The 13,621-nt window shown below is 58.7% G+C and carries 11 protein-coding genes and 1 pseudogene; 9 read left to right on the top strand and 3 right to left on the bottom strand.

The annotated features are described in order from the left end of the window. Nucleotides 1-303 precede the first annotated feature (303 nt). On the top strand, nt 304-600 hold the full coding sequence (locus NKH98_RS11860; protein WP_023749475.1) for a hypothetical protein: 297 nt from the start codon (nt 304-306) through the stop codon (nt 598-600). Further along, nucleotides 590-1,183 carry a type II toxin-antitoxin system VapC family toxin gene (locus NKH98_RS11855; RefSeq protein ID WP_352898590.1) on the top strand — a complete coding sequence of 198 codons (594 nt, stop codon included), beginning with the start codon at nt 590-592 and terminating at the stop codon, nt 1,181-1,183. Before NKH98_RS11860 ends, NKH98_RS11855 begins: the two co-directional genes overlap by 11 nt. Before the next feature lie 204 nt (nt 1,184-1,387). On the opposite strand, the gene NKH98_RS11850 is transcribed toward NKH98_RS11855, so the two are convergent. Continuing rightward, nucleotides 1,388-1,537, bottom strand: a complete 150-nt coding sequence (locus NKH98_RS11850) for a hypothetical protein (protein WP_352898589.1) — start codon at nt 1,535-1,537, stop codon at nt 1,388-1,390. A 370-nt stretch (nt 1,538-1,907) separates the two neighbouring features. Beyond that, nucleotides 1,908-2,516: a TetR/AcrR family transcriptional regulator gene (locus NKH98_RS11845; protein WP_352898587.1), complete on the bottom strand. Its 609-nt coding sequence runs from the start codon at nt 2,514-2,516 to the stop codon at nt 1,908-1,910. Nucleotides 2,517-2,860: 344 nt separating this feature from the next. Between NKH98_RS11845 and NKH98_RS11840 the strand changes: the two genes are divergently transcribed. The 4 genes and pseudogenes from NKH98_RS11840 (at nt 2,861) to NKH98_RS11825 (ending at nt 7,670) form a co-directional block, all read left to right on the top strand. Then, nucleotides 2,861-4,039, top strand: a complete 1,179-nt coding sequence (locus NKH98_RS11840) for an acyl-CoA dehydrogenase family protein (protein ID WP_352898585.1) — start codon at nt 2,861-2,863, stop codon at nt 4,037-4,039. Nucleotides 4,040-4,042: 3 nt separating this feature from the next. Beyond that, entirely contained in the window at nt 4,043-5,158 is a 1,116-nt protein-coding gene (locus tag NKH98_RS11835) for an acyl-CoA dehydrogenase family protein (protein ID WP_352898584.1), read from the top strand. 57 nt (nt 5,159-5,215) lie between these two features. Beyond that, nucleotides 5,216-5,514: pseudogene (locus NKH98_RS11830) on the top strand (3-oxoadipyl-CoA thiolase); the annotation flags it as partial. Nucleotides 5,515-5,576: 62 nt separating this feature from the next. Beyond that, entirely contained in the window at nt 5,577-7,670 is a 2,094-nt protein-coding gene (locus NKH98_RS11825) for a 3-hydroxyacyl-CoA dehydrogenase NAD-binding domain-containing protein (protein ID WP_352898582.1), read from the top strand. 158 nt (nt 7,671-7,828) lie between these two features. Here the strand turns inward: NKH98_RS11825 and NKH98_RS11820 are convergent, their stop codons facing one another. Further along, nucleotides 7,829-8,329, bottom strand: a complete 501-nt coding sequence (locus NKH98_RS11820) for a hypothetical protein (RefSeq protein WP_352898580.1) — start codon at nt 8,327-8,329, stop codon at nt 7,829-7,831. An 834-nt stretch (nt 8,330-9,163) separates the two neighbouring features. On the opposite strand from NKH98_RS11820, the gene NKH98_RS11815 reads away from it, so the two are divergent. The 3 genes from NKH98_RS11815 to NKH98_RS11805 all read left to right on the top strand — a co-directional run bounded on the left by NKH98_RS11815 (nt 9,164) and on the right by NKH98_RS11805 (nt 13,615). Beyond that, the gene (locus NKH98_RS11815; RefSeq protein WP_352898577.1) at nt 9,164-10,825 is read left to right on the top strand and encodes a N,N-dimethylformamidase beta subunit family domain-containing protein; all 1,662 of its coding nucleotides are present in this window, start codon (nt 9,164-9,166) and stop codon (nt 10,823-10,825) included. 85 nt (nt 10,826-10,910) lie between these two features. Then, the gene (locus tag NKH98_RS11810; protein ID WP_352898575.1) at nt 10,911-12,500 is read left to right on the top strand and encodes an ABC transporter substrate-binding protein; all 1,590 of its coding nucleotides are present in this window, start codon (nt 10,911-10,913) and stop codon (nt 12,498-12,500) included. A gap of 173 nt (nt 12,501-12,673) precedes the next feature. Then, a complete protein-coding gene (locus NKH98_RS11805; RefSeq protein WP_352898732.1) occupies nt 12,674-13,615 on the top strand; it encodes an ABC transporter permease in 942 nt (313 codons plus the stop codon). Nucleotides 13,616-13,621: the final 6 nt, after the last annotated feature.

Below are 13,621 nucleotides of genomic sequence, written 5' to 3'. Positions count from 1 at the left end.
TTACGGGGACTGCCCATCGAAACTCTCGATCATTTGAATGTCACAGTGGTGCGATTCTGAGAGCCCCAACGTGCGACCAAAGCGCCCATTTGTCCACCGCGAGGTGCTTGACCAATAGCTCCCGAGATGTGCGTCCGGTCGCGTACGGGCAACCGGCTGGTTCCGGTTATCGCATCATTGGGTGACGTGCCATGTCCGATCCAGTGATGACCCTCTTAGGGCTTAGGGCCTTCTTTCTCAGTGCCGATCCTTGCTTTCATGTTCAACATCCTTTATGTTTCGTTCAACAGTGGAGAATCCAGGATGAGCATACGTGGCGCAACGGCAGCCGAAAGCGAGGAGCGAATCGCCCACACCCGGAACCGTCTGGTGCTTGAGCAGGCGAGGGCGGTCGGCCTTCTCGGCGCGGCCAAGAACACACGCCTGTCGGGCAGGGTACCATCGGAATTGATCGAGGCGGCAAAGAAGCGCGCTCATGTGAGTTCCGACACCGAACTGCTGGAGCTCGCCTTGTCGCGGCTAGCCCTCGAGGACGATTTTGGCGCCCGGCTCGTCCGCCGCAAGGGCAGCATCTCCGCGGACATTGATCTTGGCGTTTGATCTCGGGAGCGCACTGCGTTCCCTCAAACCACAGCGGCGTGCTGGGGGGCTGGAACGGCGGCCGGATTCCGCTCTGTCCTGGGCAGCGGACCAGCCGCCTGTCGGCGGTGCACTGCTTCTCGACACTAGTGTCTATCTGAATGTCCTGCAGGGGCGCACGCCCGAAGTGGTCGATGACCTTCTGACCTATCGGCTCTGTCAGCACTCGGCCGTCTGCCTTGCCGAGCTCAGCCACCTGTTCGGCCGGCTCGACCCAGCGCACCCCACGACGAAGTCGGTCCTGAAAGTGGTTGCAGGCACGATTGAAGACATTCCAGTGCACCGGCTGCATGCACCCGACGCCACCGCCTGGGGACGCGCCGGCATGCTTGCCGGCCTGCTGTTCCGGCTGAGCCGTCTGCCGAAAGGGGAGGGGCATGAACGCCGCTTCCTCAACGATGCGCTGATCTTTCACCAGGCCGGTCTGCTGGGCGCGACGGTCCTGACCGGCAATGTTCGGGATTTCGATTACCTCAACCAGCTTGTTCCGTCGGTGCGTGTGATCTTCTACCGGCCGCTGACAGACTTGCGCCCGCAGGGTTGAAAGCGTCTGTGGCAGATATGCCCGTGCACCGTGATCGTCCACCCGCCTTTAATGACCACCAGTCTTCAAAAAGGTCGCTGACACTCTCCTGCGACCGTTGAAACGCGGGCGACAACGGCCATTTCTAACGTAAGGACAAAACGAACGATAATGCAATTATCGTTCGTTTTGGTAGCGCGACAGGTGCGGCGGTTATTGCGCAAATCAATTGCCAAAAGCGCCGCCGTGATTCATCTTGCCACGGCACCCTTCCCGGCGCCACGGCGGCCGCGCCGGGCCATCCCGGATGCGCAAAGCCTTGCGGGAAAAGATGTTGAGGAGGGAGAGGAGATAGGAGAACTGGATGTCGAGCATAAGGGAGATATTCCGATCCGGGTTTGATTCGAAATTAATCTGTTTTTGGCTCTGAGCACCACAATATGAGGACGATCGCGGAAGATAATTTGCAGTCCCTTCGGCAGACGATAGCGGGATCAAGCGCCGCCCGTGCGTGCGAGCACGATTTCGTCGCCGACCACCCAGTCTCCGGCGCGGATCGCAAGGAAATTGAACCGCCTTGCATGTCCTCGGGGTGCCGATGCCGCCAGAAGGACTGCGCGCCCCAACGGCTTTCGGATCATCACCCGCCGGAGAGGGGAACAGTTGCGTTCATCGTTCTCGATGTGTGAAGCACCCATGTGGTATCGGCCAGTGCGCTGCATTGTCCGGCTCAGACCAATGCATTCTATCTTGGCATAAGGCCGCGATAAAAAAATTCGAAATACTCCGACGCGAATGCGGTTGCCCGTCGCGCGCCACGGGGGTCGAACCAACGGGACATCCAGTTCAGCATAGACAGGATCGCTCTGGCTGGAATCGCCACGTCACAGTCAATGAACGCGCCAGAAATTGTTCCCTCTGACAAAAGCCCGCGCAGGAACCGCTCATAGCGATCCCGTACCTCGACCTGCCGCGACGACTGCGCCGTACCGATGCCGCTGACGCCATGCAAAAGCGTAATGAACTCGCTGTGGTGCCGTTCGAAAAATTCCGCGTGGGCAACCATAAAAGCTTTTAGTCGCGAACGATCGTCGGTGTAGCGCCCGACCTGCTCGACGACATGATTGTGAAGGTTCTCCAGTAGATCCGCGACGATAGCATCGTAGATAACCTGCTTTGTGGGAAAGTAGTGGTAGACCGCCGCCTTGGAGAGCCCTACCGAGGCGGCCACGTCCCGCAGTGCTGTCCGTTCGTACCCATTCTCGGCAAATAGCCGTGACGCATGGGTGAGAATGGTTTCGCGCGGCATCTGCATCGTCGCGGGTCTGCCAGGCGCAGCCTTTTTCGACTCCATCGCATCTTCCTCATGATTGACATTCGACCCAGCCATCGGTACTTACCGGCCAGCCGGTCGATAATTAATGCTGATCTGGGGGGTTGATTTTCGCATGATTGCCGAGACGTCTGTCTTCTTGGTGTCAACCCTCAATGGGCAGCCCTCCGGAGGCGAGTTCTCGACACTCCACAGGAACGTTCATGACGGGTGATGCCCACATGCGGTCGGGGCGCCGTTGATACCTCTCCTTGTTCAGTTTCCTGGACCAAAAGGCGTCACTTGGCCTGGCTTTGTCAATTGCGGAGCAATGGCGTGCTGCCCAGCCTACGCCGGAATCAGCCCGCTAGCATTTAGGACCCAACATGGACCTTACTTTCTCGCAGGAAGAAATCAATTTTCGCGATGATTTGCGAAGTTTCTTCGTGCGCGAGATACCGGCACAAATCCGCGAGAAGGTGAGCGCGGGACAACTGCTTGCCAAAGAGGAGATCCAGGACTCGCATCGTGTCTTGAATGCGCATGGCCTAGCTGTGCCGCATTGGCCTGTAGTGTGGGGAGGGCGATCTTGGTCGCCCGTGCAGCGCTACATCTTCGTTGACGAGTTGCAGCGGGCTGCCGTGCCGCTGCCGCTTCAATTCAATTGCTATATGCTTGGCCCGGTCATTGCCGCGTTCGGTTCCGAGGCTCAAAAAAAGCGCTTTCTTGCACGCGCGGCTAACCTTGACGATTGGTGGTGCCAAGGCTTTTCCGAACCCGATGCGGGATCCGATCTTGCATCGCTCAGGCTCAGGGCTGAGCGCTCAGGCGGGAGCTATGTCCTGAACGGTCAGAAGACCTGGACGACATATGCCCAATATGCTGACTGGATATTTTGCCTGGCACGAACAGACCCACAGGCCAAGAAACAGACCGGTATTTCATTCATCCTTGTCGACATGCGTTCCCCGGGCGTGACGGTGCGGCCGATCATAACCATTGACGGTCGGCACGAGGTGAACGAAGTCTTTTTCGACAACGTCGAGGTTCCCGCGGACAACTTGGTCGGCGAGGAAAACAAAGGTTGGCAATATGCCAAATTCCTTCTCGCCAATGAGCGCTCGGGCATTGCTCGCATAGGCCTTACGAAAGAACGAATTGCCCGCGTGCGGCGCCTCGCAAACCAAGCGCCGACTGGAAAAGGTTCAGTGTGGGAAAGTGAAGCATTTCGTACGCGGGTCCTCCTCCTCGAAGCCGACCTGAAAGCCTTGGAAATAACGCAAATGCAGGTCCTGGCCCGCCAATCACGCGGCGACGCAAATGGCGCTCCGGATCCGGCTTCGTCGATTCTGAAGATAAGAGGATCGCAGCTGCAGCAGGCGGCCACCGAACTGCTCATGGACCTAGCGGGACCGGACGCGATCCGCGAACAGACGGAGACGGGCGTCGGTCAGGAAAGCGGGGGCGCGATGGCGGCTTACTTCAATTTTCGTAAGGTCTCGATATACGGCGGATCGAACGAAATTCAGCGCAACATTATAGCCAAAACCATTCTTGGACTCTGACAGATGAACTTCGATCTCTCGCAAGAGCAGCAGATGCTTGAAGAAACTGTCTCCAAGCTGCTTGGAGCTCATGCCGACAGGAGACCAGACTCGTCGTCAGTTTGGCAGGATTATGCAAGCGTCGGACTTCTAGGCATGTCCTTCGATGACGCCTTTGGCGGCTTGGGAACCGGCCCGGTCGAGACCATGATCGTCATGCGGGCGATCGGCAAACAGTTGTGCACCAGCCCCTACCTTGGCAGCGCCGTCTATGGGACCAGGCTCCTGCAGACGGGCGGCTCGCAGGAACAACAGACGGCCCTGATCCCAGGTCTAATAGACGGTTCCATTCAGCTTGCCGTTGCACATTCCGAGCCGGGATCGCGCTACTCCGGCGGCGATTTCGCAATGACGGCAATCTCCGATGGCGGAGGCTTCATCCTTTCCGGGAGAAAGGTGCGCGTTCTGGGTGGCGCAACCGCGACCCACTTCCTCGTCAGCGCCCGCCTATCAGACGAAATATTCGGCAAAGGCACGACCGGCCTATTCCTCGTTGCACGCGATTGTCCGGGCGTGACGATTGAGCAGTACCTGACGATTGACGGGCGTGAAACTGCAGACGTCGCCTTTGAGGCCGTAAGCATATCATCAGGCGGACTCATGGTTGCAGCGGAAAAGTCTGAAAACGCCCTTGAAGACGCGATGGACCACGCCCTGGTCGCCGCGATCAACGAAGCCGTTGGTATAATGGAAGAGCTCCTTTCGATCACCATCGAATATCTGAAAACACGTAGGCAATTCGGCGTGCCAATCGGGTCGTTCCAGGCCCTACAGCACAAGGCCGTTGATATATTCATGGAGGTGGAACAGGCCAAGTCGATGGCGCTTTATGCAACCATGCGACTTGGCCGTCCTGCATCAGAGCGACGCGATTCGCTCACGTCGGCAAAACTCTTCCTCAATAGGGCGGCCCGTGCCGTTGGCGAAGCTTCGGTTCAATTGCATGGAGCGATTGGCTTGACCCTGGAAAGCAAGGCCGGAAGGTTGTTCCGTCGGCTAACCGCCTTCCAGGTCACCTTCGGCGACTATGATTCTTGCCTCGCGTCGCTGCTGAAAAGCACTCCAGACATCTTGGCTTGATCGATGAGCATCAAACGCGGCCTCATGACGTCTCTGCCATTCGCCTGGCTTTTCTCGATCGGCGGTGCTGCCGCCCGCGTGGCGCCGCGCATCATGGGCATCGGCCCGGCGCCGGCCACCAAGAAACTCCGTGCCCGCCTGGGCATGACGATCCGACAGTTCGATCTCATTAAGCTCGACGAAACCTTTGCCTCCCAAGGCATTGCCGTGCTCCGCCAACTCGGCATTGCCGCGGAGGCGGAGCACGTCAACCCGAATGGCGGAGCCATCGCGCTTGGCCACCCGCTCGGCATGTCTCGCGTCCGCAGAGCAGCGGTCGCTACGCACTCGCCACAATGTGGATCGGCGTAGGGTAGGGGATCGCGATCGCGCTCGAACGAGCTTGAGTCACCGGAAACGCCGCACCGATAGGAAGTCCATGAGCAACGAAAGCGTGCAATCTGAAACTCATTCCAAGACAGCGAGGCTGGTGGAAATAAGCAATCAAAATTGTATCGCGATCGTCATGATCGACAATCCGCCAGTGAACGCGCTCAGCGCGCAGCTCCGCGCCGAACTCTTCGAGGCGTTGACAACCCTGGCCGATGACGAAGATGTCTTGGGAATTGTCATCGCCTGCTCGGGCCGCACCTTTGTGGCCGGCGGGGATATCGGTGAATTTGGGACACCCAAACAGCTGGAGCCCCCGCTCCTCCCGGATCTCTGCACGCTGGTCGAGGCAATTCGTAAGCCGATTGTAGCGGCAATTCATGGGACGGCACTTGGCGGCGGATTGGAACTCGCACTGGCTGCCTCCTTTCGTATTGTCCACACGGACGCCAAGCTCGGACTGCCAGAGGTGAAGCTAGGTTTCATCCCGGGGTCCGGCGGCACGGTCAGGCTTCCACGGCTCGTCGGCCCGGAGAAAGCCCTCGAAATGATACTATCGGGCAGCCCGATCAGCGCCGAAGATGCCCTAGCAAGCGGGTTGGCCGAACTCGTCTCGGAAACGAACCTCTTGGCCGACAGTGTGACCTTCCTGCGGACATTTCTCGACACGAAGGCCGGCGACCTTGTGCCCCTTCGCGAACGGGACGACAGGTTTGCCGCCACCCGGGCAGATCCATCCCGCTTTGAGGCGCTGGCAAAAGGTCTCATCGCCAAGGTGCGCGGCCTGAGCGCGCCAATCGCCTGCGTCGAAGCGGTCCGCAATGCTTTTGTGCTGTCCTTCGACGAGGCATTGCGTGAGGAGCGCAAGATATTTCTTCAACTGGTGTCCGGTCCGGAGTCTCGCTCGTTGCGGCATCTCTTCTTCGCTGAGCGTCAGTCAAACAGGACTCGCAAGGATATTCGGGCTCGCACGGTTAAACGGATCGGCGTCATCGGAGCGGGCACGATGGGTGGCGGCATCGCCATGTCCTTTGCCAACGCCGGCTTCTCGGTGACCATTCTCGAAATGAGCGACGAGGCATTGTCACGCGGTCTCGGGATTATCGAGCGCAACTACGCGATTTCGGTCTCGCGGGGATCCCTCAGTGCGGAGGCTCGTGCCGAACGCCTGGCGCGCCTTTCACCAACCACGGACTATGGCGCGCTTGCTGAGTGCGATCTGATCATCGAGGCTGCGTTCGAGGCAATGGATGTGAAGCGGCAGATATTTTCGCAGCTTGGCGCGTCCACAAAGCCTGGTACGATCCTGGCTACCAACACCTCCTATTTGGACGTCAATGAAATTGCAGAGGCGTCTGGGCGTCCCCAAGACGTCGTTGGGCTACATTTCTTCTCTCCGGCCAACATCATGAAGCTCCTGGAGGTTGTCCGCGGAAACAAAACCTCGCCCGACGTTATCGCGACTGCATTGGACGTCGCGCGCAGGATCGGAAAGGTGCCCGTCGTCGTTGGCGTCTGTCACGGCTTTGTGGGGAACCGCATGCTTACGGCCCGCGCCATGGAAAACGAAGCTCTGCTGCTTGAGGGAGCTTCCCCCGGGCAGGTCGACAAGGCGTTCACTGATTTCGGCTGGCCTATGGGACCTTTTCAGATGGGCGACCTCGCCGGCCTCGATATCGGCTGGCGCAACCGCAAGGCCCAAGGCAAAACCGCTCTAATCGCGGACGCGCTCTGCGAAGCTGGGCGTTTCGGCCAGAAGACTGGGAGAGGCTGGTACCTCTACAAAGATGGGTCCCGTGATCCGCAGCCTGATCCCGAAGTCGACGCCCTGGTCGAAGGTGCTGCCCGACGACAAGGTATCACGCGACGGGCCATACCTTCGGATGAGATTGTGGAACGCACGCTGTTTCCGATGATCAATGAGGGGGCAAGGATTCTCGCAGAGGGGATTGCCGGCCGTGCCTCGGACATAGATCTCGTTTGGGTTTATGGCTACGGATTTCCGGCTGGCAAAGGTGGCCCGATGTTTTGGGCAGCGCAGCAAAAGGTGATCGATATTCCGACGCGGCTGGACCATTGGTTCAAAAATACCGGGCGTGAGATTTTCAGGCCGACGCGTGAGCTGGAGACCCTCCTTCGTTGAAATGTTCACACAGGAACCGGCCAGACTGGGCAACTTTACAGCCGAACTTCTCCACTGCCTGTCGATCCGTATAATTGGCGATACGGATCGACGGTGTCGCGGCGGGTGAAAGACGGTTGCATACATGAACCGTTTTACGCGTCGACCGGACAATGAAATCATGATCGAGGGTGCCGTCGGCATGAGCTGATTGGCCACCTTGCCGGGACGTTCGCCTCAGGCGCGTTGGGGAAACTGGCCGCGGGCTCAAAGTCTTGCGGGAACATGCGTTCCATGACCATGCCGTATAGCGCGCTGCTGCCGCCTGTCCCGATCCCGATCATCGGCTGAATCGGAACCTTGCGCCCATTGGTCGCGTCGAATATCTGCCCAGAAAAGCGTCCCGCCCGCTCCTTGTCGCGATCGCTGATATTTGAATGCGGATTGGGAACCAGCGCGTCCAGAAAGTCCCCCGCAAGCGCTTCCTGATTCCCGAAATAGGACCTCCCGCGCTCACAAAACAGGACCGACTTTCCTCCTTGCGCAAGGGCGTGCCCGATCGTGCCGCCGCCCATACCGGTGCCGATTACGATGAAATCCCACGTCTTTTCGATTATCTGCTTATCTCTCGAGTCTGCCATTATAAGACCTTCTCGCTCGCCGAGCTCGGAAGCGGACATGGTTTGTCCGAAGCGACAAGGCGGGCAGCGTTGGAGGATGGTGCTGATGGCCGCCCAAACTGCCGTCGCCGATGAGCTTTCGGCCCGACCCGGCGACTCATTCTCATTTGTTCTACGCTGATTGGCGACTTGGCCTCGTCAGACACGCGAATGTTCGAAAAATGGGTTCAGGAAAACTCTCAAGCCACGACACATGGGAGCCCACGGGGTCGATTTCGTGGAACTTCCTGCGGCCAAGCCACTCCATCACCGCCGTTTGAGCGGGGGCGCTGCCGCTATGACCGTTGCAGAGCAGGATTCGGCGAAACTCCGTTGAACAGAGACTTTCAAGCATATCCTCGGCGACGGCGGCGTAAGTGGTCATCCGCAAGCATGTTGCTCGATGGATCCAGGGGTGGCACACATCGGTCATAGTCCTGAAAGCAGGACCGATCTGCCTCCGGTTCATTTCTGCGATTCATCAAGGCTCCCCTCAGGCTTGTGGCGTCAGCGCAATGCGGAATCGCGCCCCGACCTTCGACTTTTTATATATCAAAAGGGGAAATTAATGTCGAGCGACAAGGTCGATTCGACAATGACATATGAAACTGTAGCTGAGTGCATGTCGCAAAGCTGCCTTCATTCAGCACGCGCAAGGGCGGTGAACCTTGGTAAGGATTTGACAATAAACCGTTTTTTTTGAAAAACTTTATACTCCTATGTAGAGCCTCATGCGACGGATCAATCAAACACGCATAGCTCTATCGCCTTGCATTCGCTATAGCATATAGGGTAGACTCTCATGCGGCTGGTCGTGAACTTGGCTGCTAGTCCTGCGTCATCGTCGAGGTGCGAATGCCCACTGGATGGATGCCTCCTGAACTCGGCTCGCACGCGATCGCCCCGAGGCGCGTACGCAAGGGCTTCGCCGATGAGTCGGTTTTCTCTGATTTCCGTTTCCAGGCCCCGCGGGAGGATCGGGATTTTCCTGAGGTCTTCGTCTGCACCGAAAGGATGTCCTACGATCCCGGCGAGACCGTGGAATTTCTTGCCTCGACGACTGCGGATCGCTGGTCGATGACCATCTACAGGGACGGTCATGCGCCGGAACTAGTCGAGCAGGCCGAAGGCCTTTCCGGCGCCTTCGCCGCGACGTCGCCCACCGCCTATATGGATGGATGCGACTGGCCCGTCCTACATACTTGGCGCATTCCGCACGACATGCGCTCTGGTTTCTACCGTGTCGTGTCGACTTGCGAGCGCGCACACGGCGAGCGGTTCATCCAGCATCATTTTGTGGTCGTTCGCCCCACTCCGCAGACGCAGAAGGGGCGCATTCTGTTCGTCCTGGCCACCGCCACCTGGACTGCCTACAACGACTGGGGCGGCGCCAACCACTATTTCGGCACCTGGGGTGCAAACCGCAACGAGGGCTCGCCGATACTGAGCCTGCGGCGGCCTTGGTCGCGCGGCTTCGTCTGGCTCCCCGACGGCGCACCGCGGATCACGCTGGACCGCGCTCCACGCATGAACGAGATGCCTCGTTACCCGTCCAAGGAGTGGGGCTACCCGGGCGGATGGGCGCAGAATTATGCCTGCGCGGGATGGGCCCAGTTCGATCGCCATTTCGCGGTATGGGCAGAATCGCAAGGTTACGATTTCGACGTGATCACTCAGACCGATTTGCACGCTCGGCCCGAAACTCTCGACCGCTATAGTTGCGTCGTGACGGTTGGGCACGACGAGTATTGGTCTTGGGATATGCGCCAGGCCATCGAGTCCTTCGTCGAGCGTGGCGGCAATTTAAGCCGCTTCGGCGGCAACTTCCTCTGGCAGATCAGATTTGAAGAGGATGGCGGCAAGCAGATTTGTTGGAAATCCAAGGCGCCAAAACAGGATCCATTGCGCGATGACCCCCAGCGCAAGCATCTGGTCACATGCGCTTGGGAAAGCCCGGCCGTCGGCTGGCCTGGCGCCTCGACAGTCGGCGTCAACGGCTACCACGGCATGTATGCGAATTGGGGCAGCTTTACACCTCGGGGGTCGCGAGGGTTCACCGTCTTCCGCCCTCATCACTGGGCCTTCGCCGGGACGAATTTGAGTTATGCGGACGTTTTCGGTTCGGAGGCTGGCGTGTTTGGATACGAGGTTGACGGGCTCGATTATACATTCAGCGAGGGGCTCCCACACGCCGTCCCCGCCTCCGGCGTGCCCGACAACATCGAAATCCTAGCCATGAGCCCTGCGGTTCTGTTCGAGCATGAGCAGGTCGGGTCCGGCTTCCGCAACTACATAGGAGACGACGATCTCGAGACCATAGTTTCAATGGCGGGCGACGCGCCGGACGTTGCTCGCCGCAAGCTCCGCTATGGCTCGGGTATGATGGTCTCAATGCCGCGCGGCAAGGGTCATGTGGTCACCGCCGGATCGTGCGAGTGGATCGTTGGACTCACGCGCAGCGAACCATTCACCGAGAAGATAACCAGAAACATATTGGATCGATTTTCGGCTGAATAGCCCCGAAATTGCTATTCGGCGTCAACAACAGGGCACTTGTGCCGAAGATGTCTGTCACTTAACCAAAAAATGGGAACGGAGCTCGATGAAAATCGCCAGACGTACGCTGCTTAAAGCTACAGCGGCAACCGCCACCCTGCTGTTCGCGCCATCAATAGTCAGAGCGCAAAGTCAGTCTGTCATTAAGTTCATTCCCCAGGCCGACCTATCGGGGATCGATCCCGTTCAGACCAACAGCCTCGTCTCTCGTCATCATGGCATGATGGTGTTCGACACCTTGTATGGCCTGGACGCAAATTTCAACCTACGGCCGCAGATGGCGGCGGGGCACACCTCTTCGGATGACGGGCTTACCTGGACGATCACGCTGCGCGACGGGTTGCGCTTCCACGATAATGAACCGGTTCTGGCACGTGACATTATCGCCAGCATGCGGCGGTGGGGCAGCAAGGATCCGCTCGGCAAAAATCTGCTGGCAAACACCGACGAACTGAGCGCCAAGTCTGACAAGGTCATCGAGTTTCGCCTCAAGACACCTTTCCCGCAACTGCCCTTCGTGTTCGGAAAGGGCTCGTCTGTATGCTTCATGATGCCGGAACGGCTGGCGAAGACCGACGTTTCGACGCCAATGTCCGAGATAATCGGCAGCGGGCCATTCCGCTTTCTCGCCAGTGAGCGGATGGCTGGGCAGCTAAACGCCTACGAGAAATTCAAGGAATATGTGCCTCGCGACGAGCCTCCGAGCTTTATGTGCGGGGGCAAGGTGGTCAAGGTGGGCCGGGTCGAATGGCACACAATTCCGGACGCCTCGACAGCGGCGGCCTCGCTGCAATCGGGCGAGATGGATTGGTGGGAGCAGCCGACGCCGGACCTTCTTCCGTTGTTGCAACAAATCCCTGACATCACCGTGGAAGTCAAAGACAAGAGCGGTTTGATGGGCCACATCCGGCTCAATCACCTTCAGCCGCCGTTCAACAACCCCGCCATCCGCCGGGCGCTTCTCGCCGGCATCAACCAGGCGGATTACATGACCGCGGTCATGGGCAACGATCGCAGTCTTTGGCAGGACAATGTCGGATTCTTTACGCCCGGCTCTCCATTCATGAACGACGCCGGCATGCAGGCTCTGACCGCCCCGCGCGATCTAGAGAAGGTTAAAGGCGACCTGAAGGCCGCGGGCTACAATGGCGAGAAGGTCGTTCTGCTCGTCCCGACAGACCTCCCTGCGTTGAACGCAATGAGCGAAGTCGCCGCGGATGTGTTCCGTCGGGTCGGCATCAACCTCGACTATCAGGCGCAGGACTGGGGAACTGTGTATCCGCGTCTGAACTCGATGGAACCCGTCGAGAAAGGCGGCTGGAGCGCGTGGTGCAACTACCTCGCGGGCGTGGTGTGCATCAATCCGGTGGGCAACTCGTATCTTCGGGGAATCGGCAAGGAAGGCGCCGTCGGTTGGCCTGCCAGTGAACGGATCGAAACACTGCGCAAAGAGTTCATGGCGACGGACGACGCCGCCGAACAAATGCGCGTAGCGAAGGATCTGCAGACACAATACTTCGAGGATCTGCCCTACATACCGACCGGTTTCTATAAGCAGCCGACCGCTTACCTCAAGACCCTCAGCAACATCGTGGAGGGCTTCCCGCTGTTCTACGGGGTCGAGAAGTCCGCCTGACGTGTCGAGCGAGGCTGTGCGACGACGTGGTCTTGCACAGCCTCTTTGATTCGAACGTCCTCGCGCGAAGCTGCTTTCGGCTCTCGTTCCACATCGTTCGTGCAGCGAATGATTTCTTTTATCGCGCCGGCCCTGCCTGGGGCAGCGTCTCACCGGAACCTAGGAACGAACGCATGTTGTCTTACGTTGCAAGGCGAACGATGGCGACGATACCGGTGATGGTGTTCGTCGCATTTTTCGTTTTCAGTCTTCTCTATATCGCCCCGGGAGATCCGGCAGCCATTATCGCCGGCGACCAGGCGACGCAGGAAGACATCGCTCGCATCAGAGAAAGCTTGGGGCTCGACCAACCATTCCTGATACGCTTCGGCGTATGGTTCGTGGGCCTGCTTCACGCCGATTTGGGAACCTCTATCTTCGCCAACCTCCCTGTCAGCACGATGATCATGCAACGGACCGGGCCGACTCTGTCGCTGATGGTCATCACGCTTGTTTTCGCGGTGCTCGTCGCGGTGCCGCTGGGAGTCGTGGCAGCTTGGCGACAAGGCACGCTTGTCGATCGCATCGTTATGGGCGCTGCGGTGGTCGGCTTTTCGGTGCCCGTCTTCGTCGTCGGCTATGCACTCTGTTATGTCCTGGCGTTGCATTTTCAAATACTGCCCGTCCAAGGATACGCCCCTCTCGAGAGAGGATTGTGGCCTTGGTTCAGATCGCTGATTCTGCCTTCGCTGACCTTGTCCACGGGCTACATCGCGTTGATCGCACGCGTTACCCGCGCAGCGATGCTCGAAGTCCTGCAGCAAGACTACATACGCACGGCCAAGGCCAAGGGCGTCGGCCAGCGGATGATCCTTTTCGTTCATGCGCTGAAGAACGCGGCGATTCCGATCGTGACGGTGATTGGAATCGGGGTCGGGCTTTTGATCGGAGGAGCTGTCGTCACCGAGAGCGTGTTCGTCATCCCTGGCCTGGGCCGCCTTACGGTCGACGCCATCCTGCGACGCGACTATCCCGTTATCCAAGGCGTCGTCCTCCTCTTCAGTTTCTCTTATGTGATCGTCAACCTCCTGATCGACCTGCTTTACACCGTCTTCGATCCACGAGTGAAATACTAGGAATGA

It is taken from the genome of Mesorhizobium sp. M0833 (genome assembly GCF_040319905.1).
Classification (GTDB): Bacteria; Pseudomonadota; Alphaproteobacteria; order Rhizobiales; family Rhizobiaceae; genus Mesorhizobium.
This window is presented reverse-complemented; position numbering and strand designations above follow the sequence as displayed.

Bases quoted from the DNA above. Each gene is read 5' to 3' on its own strand.
- NKH98_RS11860 (WP_023749475.1), top strand. From the start codon at position 304: ATGAGCATACGTGGCGCAACGGCAGCCGAAAGCGAGGAGCGAATCGCC.
- NKH98_RS11850 (WP_352898589.1), bottom strand. From the start codon at position 1,537: ATGCTCGACATCCAGTTCTCCTATCTCCTCTCCCTCCTCAACATCTTT.
- NKH98_RS11845 (WP_352898587.1), bottom strand. From the start codon at position 2,516: ATGGAGTCGAAAAAGGCTGCGCCTGGCAGACCCGCGACGATGCAGATG.
- NKH98_RS11840 (WP_352898585.1), top strand. From the start codon at position 2,861: ATGGACCTTACTTTCTCGCAGGAAGAAATCAATTTTCGCGATGATTTG.
- NKH98_RS11835 (WP_352898584.1), top strand. From the start codon at position 4,043: ATGAACTTCGATCTCTCGCAAGAGCAGCAGATGCTTGAAGAAACTGTC.
- NKH98_RS11825 (WP_352898582.1), top strand. From the start codon at position 5,577: ATGAGCAACGAAAGCGTGCAATCTGAAACTCATTCCAAGACAGCGAGG.
- NKH98_RS11820 (WP_352898580.1), bottom strand. From the start codon at position 8,329: ATGTCCGCTTCCGAGCTCGGCGAGCGAGAAGGTCTTATAATGGCAGAC.
- NKH98_RS11815 (WP_352898577.1), top strand. From the start codon at position 9,164: ATGCCCACTGGATGGATGCCTCCTGAACTCGGCTCGCACGCGATCGCC.
- NKH98_RS11810 (WP_352898575.1), top strand. From the start codon at position 10,911: ATGAAAATCGCCAGACGTACGCTGCTTAAAGCTACAGCGGCAACCGCC.
- NKH98_RS11805 (WP_352898732.1), top strand. From the start codon at position 12,674: ATGTTGTCTTACGTTGCAAGGCGAACGATGGCGACGATACCGGTGATG.